Origin of the sequence: Sporosarcina sp. FSL K6-3457, from assembly GCF_038007285.1 — a bacterium.
Classification (GTDB): domain Bacteria; phylum Bacillota; class Bacilli; order Bacillales_A; family Planococcaceae; genus Sporosarcina.
In genome coordinates this window covers 2,256,942-2,272,796 of sequence record NZ_JBBOWX010000001.1, presented here as the reverse complement: position 1 = coordinate 2,272,796, position 15,855 = coordinate 2,256,942, and the positions used below count along the sequence as shown (strand labels likewise).

Sequence of the window (15,855 nt, the reverse complement as noted above, 5' to 3'; positions counted from 1 at the left end):
GATGCCTGCCATTTCAAAAATTCGTTTTACGAATATCGTTTATGAAGATGGAAATAAGAGATATAATGATGAGATTTTTGTTTTTGATGGTGAGAATAGTGCTATTTTATTGGAAAATGGCGGGGGAAAGACTGTTTTTATTCAAACGGCTTTGCAAGCCATTATTCCACATACCAATATGGCCAGCCGGAAGATTAAAGAGACACTGACGCTTGACGAACCTGCGCATATTGCTATCGAATGGATTATTTCAGACCGCCCTAGACGCTATGCACTGACAGCAGTCACCTTATTTCGCGGACAAGACCAGCTTGATTCTTACCGATTTGTGACGGAATATGCGGAAGGCAGTAAAGAGTCGATTGAGCATTTACCATTTGTGAAAGAAATTGCGAATGGGGTTAGAACAGCTGAAAAAGGAGAAATCCTCGACTATTATCGTGCACAAACGAAACAAAGTGGACGAATTTTTGAAACGATTTCTGGTTTTCAAGAACATATCGAACGAAATTATCAAATTATCGCCAAAGAATGGGCAAGTATTATAAAAATTAATAGCGCTGAAGGCGATATCGAAAAATTCTTCGAGAAATGTGAAACATCTCAACAATTATTTGAAAAGCTACTCATTCCAGCTGTGGAACGCTCAATGCACTTTAACAAAGATGAAACCTTTGTCGATTCTTTCACCGCACGGCGTAAAGGCTTTAAAATCCATCGTCAAATGAGTGAAACGATTCGGGAACACGAACAAATTAGAGAGCAATTAACTACCTATCAAGAAACCTTTTCAAAATTGCATGAAATGGAACAAGCCTTTCGCACAGTAAAACAAAAAACAAAGGCATCAGCAGCTTATCACGATAAAATGCTGCTAGATCAACAGAAAAAACAACTTGACAATGAAAATGCCCTAAAGAGAGCAAAAGATCAGTTAGATATCTACGAAAAGCAACAAGCATCTTATGAAGTGCACGTACTACAGGATAAAATGACTCATGAACAGACAATTGTTAACAATATTACAGCAGAACGAGATGCACTAAACGAACGGTACACAGCGACAAAACAAGAAATTTTATCCTTAAAAGTTGCTGATGAAGAAGATAAAATTCAAAAAGCTGAAGGGATAATACTGGCCAAGCAAGAAGAATTGTCTAGTTTAGATGTGCAACTAGATATTCAAGAATTGCAAGCACAGCAAACCTATCATTTGAGAGAAATTAAAGGGTTCTTCCTTGAGTTGGAAGACAAGTTTGACAAAGATATCGCAGAACACAAACGCGAGCAAGTCTATTTCGAGCAAGTAGTCGCTGATGAACAAGCTCGGCTAGTGTCATTAGAGCAACAAGAAAGTCAAACAAATAGGAAAATGATTCAACGTCAAACGGAGGTCATAGGACTCCAAAATCAACAAAAAGGTATTGTACAATCGCTGACAGTCATGCAGGAAAATGAAACGGTTGGTGATGTGAAAAAACGATTAGAAGTTCAAACAGCAATGCTTGATCAACATATTAGTGCAACAGAAACGAATAATAAACAGCTGGAAAGAGAAGTTGGGGCAGCGGATCAAGCAAGATACCAATTATACAAAAAAAAGACTGAGATAAGTAATCAACACGTAGCTAAGGCAAAAGAATTGGAACAAATGAAGCGCAAACATCAATTCATGATTGAACAATTACAAGCGATGCAAACACGGTGGTATACGCTTGATTCCATTTACAGACAGGAAGAAACAATACGGGGCAGCATTCAAAATGAATTACAACATTTAAATACATTAAAAGTAGAGAAGTTACAAAAGGAACGTCTGGCGCTCCGTTATGTTGATGATTATGAGCAAATGGAACAGTTTTTTGCCGATCCTTATATCGATGAACAAATTGAGCAATGGCAAAATCAATTTGATTTTCTGGAAAAAGGTACACGTTTTTTATCGCAGTTAAATCTCTCCTTGGAAACACAAGACTATCCTTATTGGCCTATTTCTTTAATCACTACAACAGACCAAGTGCCGAAACTTATCGAAAAAATAACAGCACAGCGTGATAAGATTCAATATCCTTTACTCGTGCTATCGCTTGATGAGGCAAATGCACTTGTACAAGGGGAACAAAAGGCAATCACACAAGTCGTCGTACCCACTCATTGGGATTATCATAAGGAAATCACTAATTTTACTGAATGGAAACAAAATCTTCGTGCACGTGCAAATATACTCATTTCAGAACGTCAGCAAGTAGAAGATACTTTAGCAAAATGGAGCCATATGGAGCAACAGCTTATACAATTTTTAGCCGAATGTCCTCAAGTATTGATTTTTGAAAAAGAGGAACAGATTCGATCGTTAAAAGAAGACTTAGAAGCAATCGAACAACAAATTCGTAGCTTTACAACAGAAATAGAGGAGAAAAGTGAAAAAATTCGTATACAGCAAGCTGAATTAATAGATGATCGAGATAGCTTACATCACCTAAACATGCAATTAGCAGATGCAATTCGACACGAACAACTCAATCAACAGGTAGAAGAAAAGCAAAAGCAAGTACATGCATTGGAAGAAGCATCCCGCCTCGTTAAAATTGATTTACAAAAGGCTGTTTTTGCTGTTAAGAGGAGCAGCGAAGCGTTGGAGAACTGTAAGGAGCGACTGGGTGAAAGAAAGTCAGATAAAAGATCACAAGTCGATAGCCATATACTGTATTTAAAATCAAAGGACATGACACAGCCTGTTTTTTCAAGCAAAAGTATTGAGCAATTGACAGCGACATACGATTCGGTGATAAGGAAGTTAGCGAACGAGTCTACTACACGTCAATTAATTCAGCAAAAGATTGAACAATTTATCACCAACAAACAGGAGGCCGAGGATCGATTAGCACAATTGCATAGTGAGGGGGAGCCAATAACAAAAATACTGTTACTGCCGTCTGATATTAAGCAGAAAATTTCACAACTAACCATGCAGCGCAATGAAGAAAAGACGATGTTATCAGAAAAAGAGGAACAACTTACAAAGGCAAACTCTTTATTTATTAAGCAACAAACACTTCACGAACAGAAATCTGCTCAATTTCATCAAAAATTTGCTGGAGAACCACTTGTGTCTTTTCAGGAGCCGCTTCAAACGGTCAAGCAGAATTTACAAAAAGAACAAGAAGGATTGGACCGCCTCACCAAGTCGTTATATAATGAAAAGCAAAAAATTAGTACAGCACTAACAGAAATCGATGAAGTCGTGCATCATTATGATGTTTTGAATGGGAAATTTGAGTTCCTTCATCCGCAGATTGAAGGGATTTTATTAACAGAAGAGGATCGACTTGCACTGACTTATCATGCGAGAAAGATGTTGAAAGAAATTGAAAACGTATTAGAAGAAGCAAAAAATAACTATACAAAAATGAGTGATCGTTTAGTCAACGATAAAAATAAGTTTATACAATTTTGCCATCAAAAGATTCAAGATAGTAAGTTACGCGACCATACGATTCAAGGCTTAAATGTGCATACGAAATACAAAGACATTCAGCAGTTTTCAACACATATGCTAGCGCGGATTGCGAATGCTATTCAAATTGCGGAGACGACGATGAAGGAAAAAGACCAGGAATTGGAGCAATTTATCCACCGTATGTATACGCATGTAGCAAACGTAATTGACGAACTGAAAGCGATTCCTAGGAATACACGTGTTAAAACTGTCGACGGACCAACAGAGATTTATCGGTTTGCCATTCCGGAATGGCAGGAACACGAAGCAAAACAGGCAATCCGAGTATATGTAGAACGACTTGGACAGCGGTTGGAGCATATTGACTTTAAAGATGCCACGGGAATTGAAAATACAACCGCTATAAAAGAAGAAATCCAAAAGATTTTAAATACGCAGCAATTACTGAATGTCATCGTCCAACAAAAACGATTAAAAGCATTTTGTAGAAAAGTAACGAATGATTTATCTATTACTTCACAGTCCTATCCATGGGAACAATCCAATAAATGGTCTGGTGGCGAAAAATGGAGTAAAAACATGACGTTATTTTTAGGTATTTTAAATTATATCGCCGAAAAAAATCAAGATGTTCGTTCGTCAAAGAAGAGAAATCGAACAGTTATTGTTGATAATCCTTTTGGAAAAGCTTCAAGCGAGCATGTCTTGCAACCTGTCTTTTATATTGCAGAACAACTTGGCTTCCAAATGATTGCCCTTACTGCACATGCAGAGGGGAAGTTTCTAAGTGATTATTTCCCGGTTATTTATAGTTGCCAGTTACGCCAAGCAATAAATTCATCGAAACAAATCGTAAAAACAGAAAAACATATCCAAACAGCTTATTTTGAAGACAACGACCCTGATACACTTGCTAGGTTAGGAGAACGAGAGCAGTTAGGGTTTGATTTTTCTTGAGAAATATAATGAAGCGTCTGATGCATTATGGCATCAGATTGCTGTCATGCTAAACCAGATTTGGCCAGAAATGCTCGGCGAACCCATTCAGGGTACCCACGCTGCATCACTTCAGGCACGCTCATTCTATGCCTACTCAAATGGAAAGTTGGTCAGCTACGCAGGTGTGGTGCGGAAGACCATCAAACACTGTGGGCAGACATTCAACTTAGCTGGACTTAGTTGTGTTGCCACTGATCCCGATTATCAAGGTCTCGGGTTGGGTTTGCGCACAGTTGCTGCCGCTACTCGATGGATTGAAGAGAATAACAACATAGATATTGGCGTGTTTACGTGCGAGTCATCTTTGACCAATTTTTATGAACGTGCTGGCGCTTGGCCGGTCGTACCAGATGTAAAGCTCATTGGCAGTCGTGAAGAAAGTGCTTTATCTAGTGAATCTTTGCAGGTAGCCGTTTTGATGCGCCAGTTTTCAGCGAAAGCCTGCGCTTATGAATCGATAGTGCGCCATACGACCATTAATCTTGACCTTCCAGTTGGCCAATTCCTATAGTAAATAAAAAATTATCGAAAAATGATTCATTTGACAAGCCTACACAGCATAAGGTAATATCATCCTTAACAAAAACATACATTTTCGTTGACGAGAACAAGTACTGTTTGACACTGTTCCCCAGAGAGCCGGTAGATGCTGAAAGCCGGTGTTCAGTTCAAGCATGAAAATCCTCTCTGAGAAATCGAGCTGAAACGAAGTAAGCTTGAACGGGTGTCTACCGATAAAAGGAACGCGTATGCTTGTACGTGGCTAAGTGCTATTGAGAAACGAATGTTTTCAATAGAATTAGGGTGGTATCGCGGTTAAACCCGTCCCTTTCCATAGGGACGGGTTTTTTTGTATGTTTTTTTAACCAAAAAATCGAAAACGAGGCGATATCAGATGAAAAAAGAAACGGTTCAGCAACGCGAACAACGCATTCAACAGCAATGGGGGCAGCAGCGTACGTTTGAGCAATCCATTGAAACAAGAGAAGCGAGTCCTTCGTTTGTATTTTATGAAGGGCCACCGACCGCAAATGGTTTACCGCATGTTGGGCATGCCTTGGGACGTACAATTAAAGACGTGGTCGCCAGATACAAAACGATGACGGGCCATCAAGTCCTTCGAAAAGCAGGTTGGGATACGCATGGATTACCGGTTGAATTAGGCGTGGAAAAACAATTGGGTATTTCAGGCAAGAGTGACATTGAGAAGTATGGTGTTGAGGCCTTTATTGAAAAATGTAGGGAAAGCGTTTTTGTCTATGAACAACAATGGCGCACGTTTACGGAGCAACTTGGCTATTGGGTAGACATGGAGGATCCTTATGTCACGTTAAACAATTCTTATATTGAAAGTGTGTGGAATATCTTAGGGACGATTCATGATAAAGGCTTACTCCATAAAGGACATCGCGTATCGCCTTATTGCGCGAGCTGTCAAACATCTCTGAGTTCACATGAAGTCGCACAGGAATATAAGATGGTGAAGGATTTAACGGCCACAGTGAAGTTCAAGATTCAAGATCGGACCAACGAATATTTTCTCGGCTGGACGACAACGCCTTGGACATTACCTGCCAATGTGGCATTAGCTGTCCACCCAACGATGAAGTACGTGCGTGCACGACAAGGCAATGACATCTTCATCGTGGCGGAATCACTAGCTACAACGGTATTAAAAAAGGATTATGACATTCTCTCTGTTCATCTTGGGGCGGAGTTAAAGGGTTTGTCGTATAGTGCACCATTTGAGTTTGTAGAAGTAGCCATTGGGCATCAAGTAGTGGAAGCCGATTACGTTACAGAGGACAGTGGTACAGGAATTGTGCACATTGCACCTGCATACGGAGAAGACGATTATCACGTCATTCAAGACAACGGCTTCTCTTTTGTCAATGTCGTCGATGAAAAGGGGCAGTATACGGCGGAAGTCCCTGCTTTTCAAGGACGTTTTGTCAAAGACTGTGATGTCGATATCATTCGTTATCTTGCGGATAAAGGCTTGTTGTACAGCAAAGAAAAATTCGAACATAATTATCCGCATTGCTGGCGCTGTGATTCACCGCTGTTATATTACGCTAACGATAACTGGTTTATCAAAACAACGGCTTTGCAGCAACCATTCATCGACAATAATGCAGGCGTGACATGGCATCCTGAGCATATCAAGCAAGGGAGATTCGGCAATTTCTTGGAGCAAATGGTGGATTGGAATATTAGTCGGAAACGCTATTGGGGAACGCCGCTCAATGTCTGGCAATGTGACGACTGCCAACACGAGCAAGCACCAAAGAGCATAGCAGAACTAAGAAAGCTGTCCATTCATCCACTCGCAGATGAGCTTGACTTGCATAAACCGACTGTTGATCAAATTAAGCTTCGTTGTTCGGTTTGTGAAGGAGAAATGTCCAGAACGCCTGAAGTCATTGATGTGTGGTTTGACAGTGGTTCCATGCCATTTGCACAATATCATTATCCATTTGAAAATGAGGATCTATTTAACAAGCAATTCCCGGCAGATATTGTTATTGAAGGGATTGATCAAACACGGGGTTGGTTTTATAGCTTACTAGCAGTATCGACATTATTTACGGGGCAATCCCCATACAAACGCGTCTTATCATTAGGCCATATTTTAGATGAAAATGGACAAAAAATGTCCAAGAGTAAAGGCAATGCACTAGATCCAGTCGATTTAATCGAAAAGTACGGTGCAGATGCATTGCGTTGGGCATTAGTCGTCGATAGCGCGCCGTGGAGTTCCAAACGTTTTTCGCAACGCATCGTCCAGGAAGCGAAATCGAAATTAGTCGATACGTTAGACAATGTGTATAGTTTTTACGCCCTGTATGCTAACTTAGATGGCTATGTGTTCGGAAAAGGTGCTGTTGCAGAGTACAATAAATTAGACGAGTGGATCCTTTCTCGCTTACACAGCACCATAAAGGTGGTCAGTGCTAATTTAAAGGACTATCATTTTACCAATGCAGCAAGGGACATTGCACAACTGGTCGAAGAGGTTAGTAATTGGTACGTTAGACGTTCCAGAGAGCGCTTTTGGGCGAGTGACATGAGTCCAGACAAGGCGGCGGCTTATGGGACGCTACACGAAGTCCTGACAAAAACGAGTCAATTGCTGGCACCTTTCACGCCATTCATCGCTGAAGATATCTATTTCAACTTAACAGGAGACAGTGTACACCTATCTGATTATCCAACCTATGATCCAAATCGGATAAACGAGCAGTTAGAAAATGAAATGGATGCAGTGCTCCAAGTCGTTGAATTAGGAAGGAGCATTCGCAACACAACTGCCTTGAAGGTCAAACAGCCGTTAGCAAGCATTTCTGTCTTAAGTGCAATGGCGTCTGTTAACTGGGCGGCGTACCAGGACATCATCATGGACGAATTGAACGTCAAACAATTCCATGAAGTCAATGATGAAAGCCAATTTGCAGCTATTAAACTAAAATTAGACTTTAAAAAAGCGGGTGCCAAATTCGGTAAACAATCCAATATCGTCCATACATGGCTACAGCAACTAACGAGTGAAGAGTCTATGGCGTTTACAAAAGTAGGTCATGGAGAAATGGTTGCGGCTTCAGGCGACGTTGTGACAGTAACCATTGAGGACGTGCTCGTCGAGAAAATGGCGAAGGAAGGCTATTCCTCAGCAGCAAATGGAGCCTATACGGTTACGTTAGATGTTGGTTTAACAACGGAACTGGTGCAAGAAGGAACGGCTCGCGAATTGATTCGGGCGATACAAGCGTATCGGAAGGAATTACAGTTGCCGATTAATATGCGTGTTGATATTGCAGTTTGTACGGACCCAGAGCTACGAATCGTTATTGAAAAGTTTGCGTTATTACTACAGGAAAACTTATTGATGCGTCATTTATATATGAGAGATCATGTTGTTGATGGTTCCGAAATGACAATAGGGGAGCATACCGCAGTCATTCAGCTGTTGCCGATTAGCTAACATTTTCTTATGGCTCATTATGAAAAACGAAAGATATTTGTATCAGGAAGGTAGCAAAAGCGATTTGACAATAATAGGGCTAGTCAGACACGGAATTACGGAGTGGAATGAACTAGGCAAGGCGCAAGGTGTATCTGATATCCCTTTAAATAAAATAGGGAAGCAGCAAGCATTGGCACTTGCCAATCGACTTTCTTTGGAACAGGAATGGGATGTAATCATTACGAGTGACCTATCACGCGCCATTGAAACTGCACAAATCGTTTCAACTACACTACAATTGCCTATTAGTATGTATGATGAAAGAATTCGTGAAATCGACTGCGGTGAAATTGAAGGAACAACCGAAGTTGAAAGGATTCATAAATGGGGAAGGAATTGGCGAGAAATAGACCTTGGAATGAAAAAGTATGAGTTTGTATCCAACAGAGGGTTGGAGTTTTTAGAAGAACTCGTGATGGCTCATAAGGATAAGCGAGTATTGGTAGTGAGTCACGGGGCTTTAATAGGCCTTACTTTACAGCGATTGCTGCCAGAGCAATTCCCAAAAACATCTATCGACAATACATCCCTAACGATTCTTAAGAATACAGAAAATATATGGAGCTGTCCGCTTTATAACGGCACAAAACATTTAGATGAATAATTCATCTTCTATCGCTCAAATCGCTTACTTTCTTGTACATCGGACGAATACTGTGTAGTATCCTTTATAAGGGATTTCGTAATGGAAGGGTGAGCTGAGTTGAAATTTGTAAAGATACTGTTTGGAATTATCGTTGTTATTGCTGTGCTAGGCTTTTCCGCTTACTATTTCGGACCTAAAATCATCGCCGATCAAGTTATGGAACAGGTCGCCGTGGAGTTGAATGATAGTGGTCAACTTGAGAGTATTAAACAAGAAGTCAATAATGATCCGCAGCTAAAGGCATTTATTGAAGAGGGAAAAAATGTAGATAGCAGTACGTTACCTTTCCAAACGAAAGAACAGGCCGTACGTGTATTGGTCAAAAAATTTAATGTTAGTGAGTTGCAGGAACTTCAGTCGAAAGCTCAAAGCGGCTTAACTGCGGCAGAGAAGCAGCAACTGCTCAATGACATTGAAGGCAAGTTAACACCTGAGGAAATCCTTGCCTTGAAGGTGCTGGCTTACAAGGAGCTATCACAGACTGAATAAGCAGTGGGGCAGATCAATTAACTGGTTTGCCCTACTTTTTTATGGTTTAATATGCCGAATTTGCGACACCTAAACGCTTGTTCGCAATTGTAAAAAGGGGATTATGGAGTGACAAGCTCTATTTGATTGTTGGAGGGGAGAAATGTAGATTTTTTGCTTGATAAATCGGTAAAAAGAGGGTTTATATCACGATAAGAACAAATGTTCCCTGTGCCGTATTTGGGCATATTTTTATTGAATATCAACGTTAGTTCAAATCTTCAGTTGATAAAGTCGATGCAAAAGTGTATATTTAAACAAATGGAACATTCGTTCGTTTTGAATAGTATTTTATTCCGTCATCAGAAGGAGGGAAGGGCTATGCCAAGAAATCCGGGTGTAACAGATGAAACCATTATTCAGATGTACAAAAGCGGTATGCCTTATAAGGAAATGGAACCCATCACCGGCATATCTGATCGAGCAATTCGCAATGTGCTACATAAGCACAAAATACCGATGAATAGAAAGCAATACTCAGGCCAGCCAAGGAAAAACAAGGTGAATGAAGACTTTTTTAAAGTGTGGACACACGAAATGGCTTGGGTACTTGGATTATTCGTGACAGATGGACATGTAAATAAAAATTATCACACTATTTACTTTTCACAAAAAGACGAGCGCATCCTTAAATTGATCGCAAAGTATATGGAAGCAGATTATGTACTAGCGCCTACAGGTCCCACAAGGTCGACACCACTTTTAATCGTTAATTCTAAGGAGATAAAAAAGGATCTTGAAGACTTAGGCATTGTCGCACAAAAGTCGTTAACAGTCCCTTTTCCAAATGTACCAGAAGCGTTTATGGCATCGTTTGTTAGGGGGGGATTGATGGTGATGGTTGGGTACAAAAAACGGGTTATGTAATGAATGTCACATCGGGTAGTCAGAATTTTGCAGATGGTCTGTTGTCAGTATTTCAATCATGGCAACTACATTCAGAAATTACGACAACAGTTAGTTCAGCTGGCAATCTTATTTACCGCGTTTGGGTTAAGGGGAAATATGAACTACCTAAACTTGCGAAGATTATATATAATGATGCAGTGGCTGATAATTTTATCTTTGATAAAAGACAACGCATGTCACAACGGATAGTTGATTAAAAAGGAGTTTTTTAACTATGTGGAAATTGGTAGACGGAAATTTAATTCATACGACAGACAATTCAAGAGTTAAATTTAGAACAAATATTAGTCATTCAATCTTGGAATCCTTAAAAGTAATGGCTTTAAAGCATAATACACACGTCAATTATTTAATTGAAAGTGGATTGCAAACCGTTTTAACGCAAGGTGTTGTGTCATTCAATAAAGAGTTGAGGCCAAAGGATCGAGTTCAATATAAGACGACTTATGATAAAGAGTTATTGGAAAGCACGAAGATTTTTGCTAAAGAGCACAACTTGTTTATCAATGATATTATTGAGTATAGCGTGGAATTTATTGATACTGAGAACGTTAAGAACAATAGCCATAGATTTAGGGTAGAGTAATAGACTGGTGTTTATTATTCTGTTTCAAAGAACGCCCCGGTCATAATATAAATTATCAGAAGTTGCGTTTCGTTGAATAAGTATACTTGAAACAATGAGATAAAATGAGTTTATTGTATAAGGACATCAAAGTTAGGACTATTTGGAGACGAAAATAAGGACGGTTATTTCAGCCTGATCTATATGTGTGGTTAAATTAACCACCTCATTACCAATTAAATTTACTTTTATGCAGCATTGCATCCGTTAGTTTTAAAAGCTTAAATTTTTTTAGCAATACAAAACATTTCTGCAAAATCATTGACTATTGTTTTATCAGGATTAGTTTTCACATCATATTTCATTCTTTCAAGCCCTTCTTCATATTCTTTATCGCTAATCAAAGTTAGTACAGAAATGTCTCTGTTTTCAGCGTGATTTAGGTAATCATTTACCCTTGCATTTTCCATTCTATATTCGATTTTTAAGTTTACTTCTAGCCCCCTTGTTGAAAGTTCGTTAAAAATAACCTCTTTATTCCAAAATCTTTTTAAATCTTCATAGTATGCTGTTGGAAAGTAGTGATAAACCCACCATTTAGGCATATCGTGAATGGCTATATTATGTAATTTATAAATACCACCTTTTTGTAATACACGGTATATCTCATTTAATGCTTGTTGCTTATTTCTGTAATGGTGAAACGCATAATTGTTAGAAATAAAGTCGAAATTTTCTGAACCGTACGGCATATCTTCAACATTAGCATTAGTAAATTCTACGTTTTTTACTTTTTCATTAGCCTTCTTTAACATTTTTTCTGAAAGGTCGAGTCCATTCCAATTTATATTATCTCCATCAAAATAGTTAATTTGTTTTTCAAGATATAAACCAGTTCCACAAGATAAATCTAAAACGGTATATTTAGACTTCGCATCTTTCTCAATATAATTTTTTAAATCATAGTCAAATCTTATTTCATCAACTCTAAACTGGTTATTATCGTATTTTTCCGCTATCTTAGAGTAATTAGTTGTTTTCATATTTTTCTCCTCCATATTCTAGCCCTATACAACTTAACAAGGTATGTACATGCTTAGCGAAGTTGTCTTGAATGTCTTAAACCAATACTTCGTAGTCTTTTTTTACTGATTATATGATTTTAGCTCCAACAAAGAAATTCACATAAGAATATATTGAGATTAATTTCCGTTCTTCTCCTCCATCGCCTTATCACCACTTTAACAGAAGAAACAATCCTATTTTGCGTAGTTCTCCATCACTAAATTTAAAATAGTACCTTTAATTCAATAAAGCCAAAGCCATTCACCATAACTAGAGCGTCTCCTCCAATTTCTGAATCTTTGAGTGAGAAATTAAATATACATTGCCAAAAATATCGGTTTTGTCCCCCTTTACACGTACTGCGCAATCTTTGTTCGACGCATAAATATTCATTTCTTCCGATAAGGAAGACAGTTCACTTTGAACAAGCTCCATATTATTTTCTAGATCAAAATGAGACAGGACAGAAAAATTATCAAGGCCGATTCCGTCGTAAACAGAGCTTACTTCAACTTTATCTCCAAAGTTTTTCGAGCATAACCATTTAGCGGACATATTGATTGCACCAGCGCTTGCTCCCATCATAACGGCGCTGCTTTTTTTAATCAGCTCCGACAATTCATATTCCATCAAAAAACCATTTAGATTAAGAATACTTCCACCCAACAAGAAAATGACTGAAGCATTTTGAATTAACTTTTGGGCATCTTCCTTCTGTACACGATAATTAATTAAATGATATTCATCAAACATAATGCCAGCCTGGTCAAGCCACGAACGCTCGGTAGCACCATCATCTTCATAAATAGATGGGTTCGAGCTAATCATAGCGAGCGATTTTCTATCAGTTATATCCTCCTGTAACACCCTGCCCAGATTCTCTGGAAAAAAATCGCTAAACCAACCTAAATAATAGTGAGTTTTCATAAGTCCCCCCGTAGAAAAGTTTGAATTACATTCACTCCCTGCGCTACTCATTCTGTTTTTTGTCATCAACACAATACTCTTAATATCGCCCGTTTGTAGAATGCCAGTTTTCAGACAAATCAATCAAGCATGCGTAACTACTGTAACATTTTTACCTTTACACTTCTAGAAGATGATGTGAAATAGCACATTTCATTGCTGTAATCAACGCTCGATTTGTATGAAAATGTGTTAGTCAACCTTTGTGGATCGGATTGTCACTTTGCGATTGATTTGTTATTAGTACCATCGTTATTTTTGTTTTTGGTTCTGTTAAAAATATTGTTGATGATCTATTAACAAAGAAAAGGACCTATCTATGGTCCTTTTTGCAGTATTCTTATTAAGCCAACACACTCAGTTAGTTCAAGTAGTAAATCTGTTTTGCGTAGGACTTCCAATCTTTATTATCGGTATTTATTTCAATTGTAGGAATGATTGAGTTTTCAGCTTGACTTCTATACTCTTGTTGTTGCTCTAATAATAAATCACAAGCCATTTTGATATCTTCTTCAGTTTTGCCTACCCATTCATTGGGATTTCTACTGCATATTCTTTGCTCTATATTCTCTGGAGATACAGTTAACAAGATACATCTTGCTCCCATTTCAAACAACTCTTCTTCTAATTGCTTGATTTCATCTGATATATAATGCGGGAATGCTACTCGATGATTTAAGTGAAACCTTTCCAATATAAAGAATAAACCTTTTGAAATTTGGGATGATTGTCCAATTTCTCTTGCCCAATTATTCAATTTTTTCAACATCGCAACTCTTTCTTTTAAGAGTTGTAAGTGTTCCTCATGACCTAACCACTTTAATTCACCATTTACTTTGTGTAATACTTGCGAATAATGCTCACTAAGAATGATAACACTGCGTTCGGCATCATCACATGCCTGAAGTTGTTTCAACGATTTTAAAACAGAAGTTTTTCCAGCATTCGAATAGCCTTCTAAGATTATCCCTCTAAATTTACTCATTTTCTCCCCCTTAATTAATGCTGTCTCTAATACAATAAAGTTTATAGAATTATAACTACTATTTTGTACATTCTTGCTGTAGTTGAACCGTTTTTAGAAAGATGATTAGGACTGCTTAAGACGTTTCTAATAGCCATTGCCCTTTCTCTTCATTCAAGGGCTTGTAAGGCATCTATAGGGTCCTTTAGTTTACCCGTAAATGCTCCTATGAACATTATGGCATCGTAATAGTACTATTCCTGTTGATTAGCTTTTATTTTCAATCCGGTTTTCAATGTTTTATTCGACATATATTCAATCCCAAGTCCTCCAACATCCCAAAATACGCTGGACAAGTTTTAGAAACGCATCCTGGATCATTTATTCTAATCCCTTCTACTTTTGAACCAATAAGAGCTAGGGACATAGCAACTCTATGATCATCATGAGTATGTAGCAAAGTTGGTTTCGGATTACCTGGATACACTTTTAATCCATCTTTAAACTCCTCTACTTTGATTCCTAACTTCGTTAAAGACTCACATATGACACGAATGCGATTTGATTCATGATGGCGTATATGTTCAACATCTTTTATCGTGATTGGACCATCTGCGAATGGGGCTATTGCCGCTAATGTCAATGTCTGATCTGACATTTCCCTCATAGATATTTCAAATCCACCTTTTAATTGGGGAACCCCTGTTAATTCAATAAAAGATGACCCCTTTGTTACTTTACATCCCATCCTTTCAAGAACATCTACCATTTTTATATCTGGCTGTTTTGTTTCATAGGTAAGATTCTCAATTCGAATTGTACCATTTGTCAGTGCTGCAAGAGCAAGAAAGTAACAGGCTGTAGAAGCATCTGCTTCTAATTCTATATCTTGTGGAATGTAATGCGAAGGATGAATGACTATCTTTTCAAGGTTGTTATCATATTCAACATTAGCTCCAAATTTCTCCATTAACTGTAATGTTAAAAACACATAGGCGTGTTGAACAATGTAATCTTTAATATTAACTGTGATTGACTCTTTAGCATAAGGTGATGGAATCAATACACCACTAATGAATTGGCTAGAAATTTTTCCGGAAAGGTTCACATGGCCTCCAGCTAATTCTTTCCCTTTTATGGACAGTGGATAATAGCCTTGCTCACTCAAATAAGATATATCGGCATCTAGTTCTTGTAAAGCATCGATTAAAGGGGAAATAGGTCTTTTACTCATACTTTCACTAGCCTCAATCTCCCACGTCCCTTTACTAGATACTGCTAATGCCCCCGGTAAAAACCTTGCAATCGTACCCGCTGCACCAATGTACAGATGACTAGAATCCCATTCTCCCCCCTTCCCTTCAATGTAAGCTCTATCATTTTGAATTTCTATTTTGATCCCTAGCTTCTTTAAGGTATCTATACACCAATACGAATCATCACTTTTTAAAATTCCTGACACCTTTGTTTTTCCATTAGCTAAAGCAGCCATTATTAAAGCTCTATTTGTTAGACTTTTACTACCAGGAATCATAACTGAACCATTTATCCTCTTTTCACTCGGTGAAACAACAACCGTTTTCACATCAGTTAATGGTGTCCAGGGACTACGGGCTTTTACATCAAATCCATGTTTGTCCAAATCCAAATCACTCCTCTTAATCTAAATGATTTACTTTTTCCGTATATTCATTATAATCAAGGGACTTATATAAATGAAATTACTATA

General features: G+C 38.3%; 12 protein-coding genes and 1 other annotated feature. Of the genes, 8 read left to right on the top strand and 4 right to left on the bottom strand.

The annotated features are described in order from the left end of the window. The first annotated feature begins 1 nt into the window (after nucleotide 1). The 8 genes from N1I80_RS10755 to N1I80_RS10720 all read left to right on the top strand — a co-directional run bounded on the left by N1I80_RS10755 (nucleotide 2) and on the right by N1I80_RS10720 (nucleotide 11,152). On the top strand, nucleotides 2-4,417 hold the full coding sequence (locus N1I80_RS10755) for a hypothetical protein (RefSeq protein WP_340737867.1): 4,416 nt from the start codon (nucleotides 2-4) through the stop codon (nucleotides 4,415-4,417). A gap of 46 nt (nucleotides 4,418-4,463) precedes the next feature. After that, nucleotides 4,464-4,970, top strand: coding sequence for a GNAT family N-acetyltransferase (locus tag N1I80_RS10750; RefSeq protein WP_445683703.1), 507 nt, complete (start codon nucleotides 4,464-4,466; stop codon nucleotides 4,968-4,970). Nucleotides 4,971-5,048: 78 nt separating this feature from the next. Continuing rightward, nucleotides 5,049-5,292 (top strand) — a binding site (T-box leader). Between the two features lie 62 nt (nucleotides 5,293-5,354). Beyond that, entirely contained in the window at nucleotides 5,355-8,441 is a 3,087-nt protein-coding gene (ileS, locus tag N1I80_RS10745) for an isoleucine--tRNA ligase (protein ID WP_340737865.1), read from the top strand. Nucleotides 8,442-8,505: 64 nt separating this feature from the next. Further along, complete coding sequence (locus N1I80_RS10740) at nucleotides 8,506-9,087, top strand: histidine phosphatase family protein (RefSeq protein WP_340737864.1); 582 nt, start codon at nucleotides 8,506-8,508, stop codon at nucleotides 9,085-9,087. Nucleotides 9,088-9,186: 99 nt separating this feature from the next. Continuing rightward, nucleotides 9,187-9,618: a hypothetical protein gene (locus N1I80_RS10735; RefSeq protein ID WP_340737863.1), complete on the top strand. Its 432-nt coding sequence runs from the start codon at nucleotides 9,187-9,189 to the stop codon at nucleotides 9,616-9,618. Between the two features lie 360 nt (nucleotides 9,619-9,978). Continuing rightward, nucleotides 9,979-10,524 (top strand): LAGLIDADG family homing endonuclease, encoded by a 546-nt coding sequence (locus N1I80_RS10730; protein ID WP_340737862.1) that lies wholly within the window; start codon nucleotides 9,979-9,981, stop codon nucleotides 10,522-10,524. Then, entirely contained in the window at nucleotides 10,524-10,763 is a 240-nt protein-coding gene (locus N1I80_RS10725) for a hypothetical protein (RefSeq protein ID WP_340737861.1), read from the top strand. The genes N1I80_RS10730 and N1I80_RS10725 overlap by 1 nt, the downstream gene beginning before the upstream one ends. 17 nt (nucleotides 10,764-10,780) lie before the next feature. Next, nucleotides 10,781-11,152 (top strand): rRNA methyltransferase, encoded by a 372-nt coding sequence (locus N1I80_RS10720; protein WP_340737860.1) that lies wholly within the window; start codon nucleotides 10,781-10,783, stop codon nucleotides 11,150-11,152. A 260-nt stretch (nucleotides 11,153-11,412) separates the two neighbouring features. On the opposite strand, the gene N1I80_RS10715 is transcribed toward N1I80_RS10720, so the two are convergent. The 4 genes from N1I80_RS10715 to aroA all read right to left on the bottom strand — a co-directional run bounded on the left by N1I80_RS10715 (nucleotide 11,413) and on the right by aroA (nucleotide 15,768). Further along, on the bottom strand, nucleotides 11,413-12,174 hold the full coding sequence (locus N1I80_RS10715; RefSeq protein WP_340737859.1) for a class I SAM-dependent methyltransferase: 762 nt from the start codon (nucleotides 12,172-12,174) through the stop codon (nucleotides 11,413-11,415). Nucleotides 12,175-12,466: 292 nt separating this feature from the next. Beyond that, nucleotides 12,467-13,123, bottom strand: coding sequence for a Type 1 glutamine amidotransferase-like domain-containing protein (locus N1I80_RS10710; protein WP_340740027.1), 657 nt, complete (start codon nucleotides 13,121-13,123; stop codon nucleotides 12,467-12,469). Between the two features lie 400 nt (nucleotides 13,124-13,523). After that, on the bottom strand, nucleotides 13,524-14,147 hold the full coding sequence (locus N1I80_RS10705) for a hypothetical protein (protein WP_340737858.1): 624 nt from the start codon (nucleotides 14,145-14,147) through the stop codon (nucleotides 13,524-13,526). Between the two features lie 271 nt (nucleotides 14,148-14,418). Next, nucleotides 14,419-15,768 (bottom strand): 3-phosphoshikimate 1-carboxyvinyltransferase, encoded by a 1,350-nt coding sequence (gene aroA / locus N1I80_RS10700; protein ID WP_445683647.1) that lies wholly within the window; start codon nucleotides 15,766-15,768, stop codon nucleotides 14,419-14,421. Nucleotides 15,769-15,855: the final 87 nt, after the last annotated feature.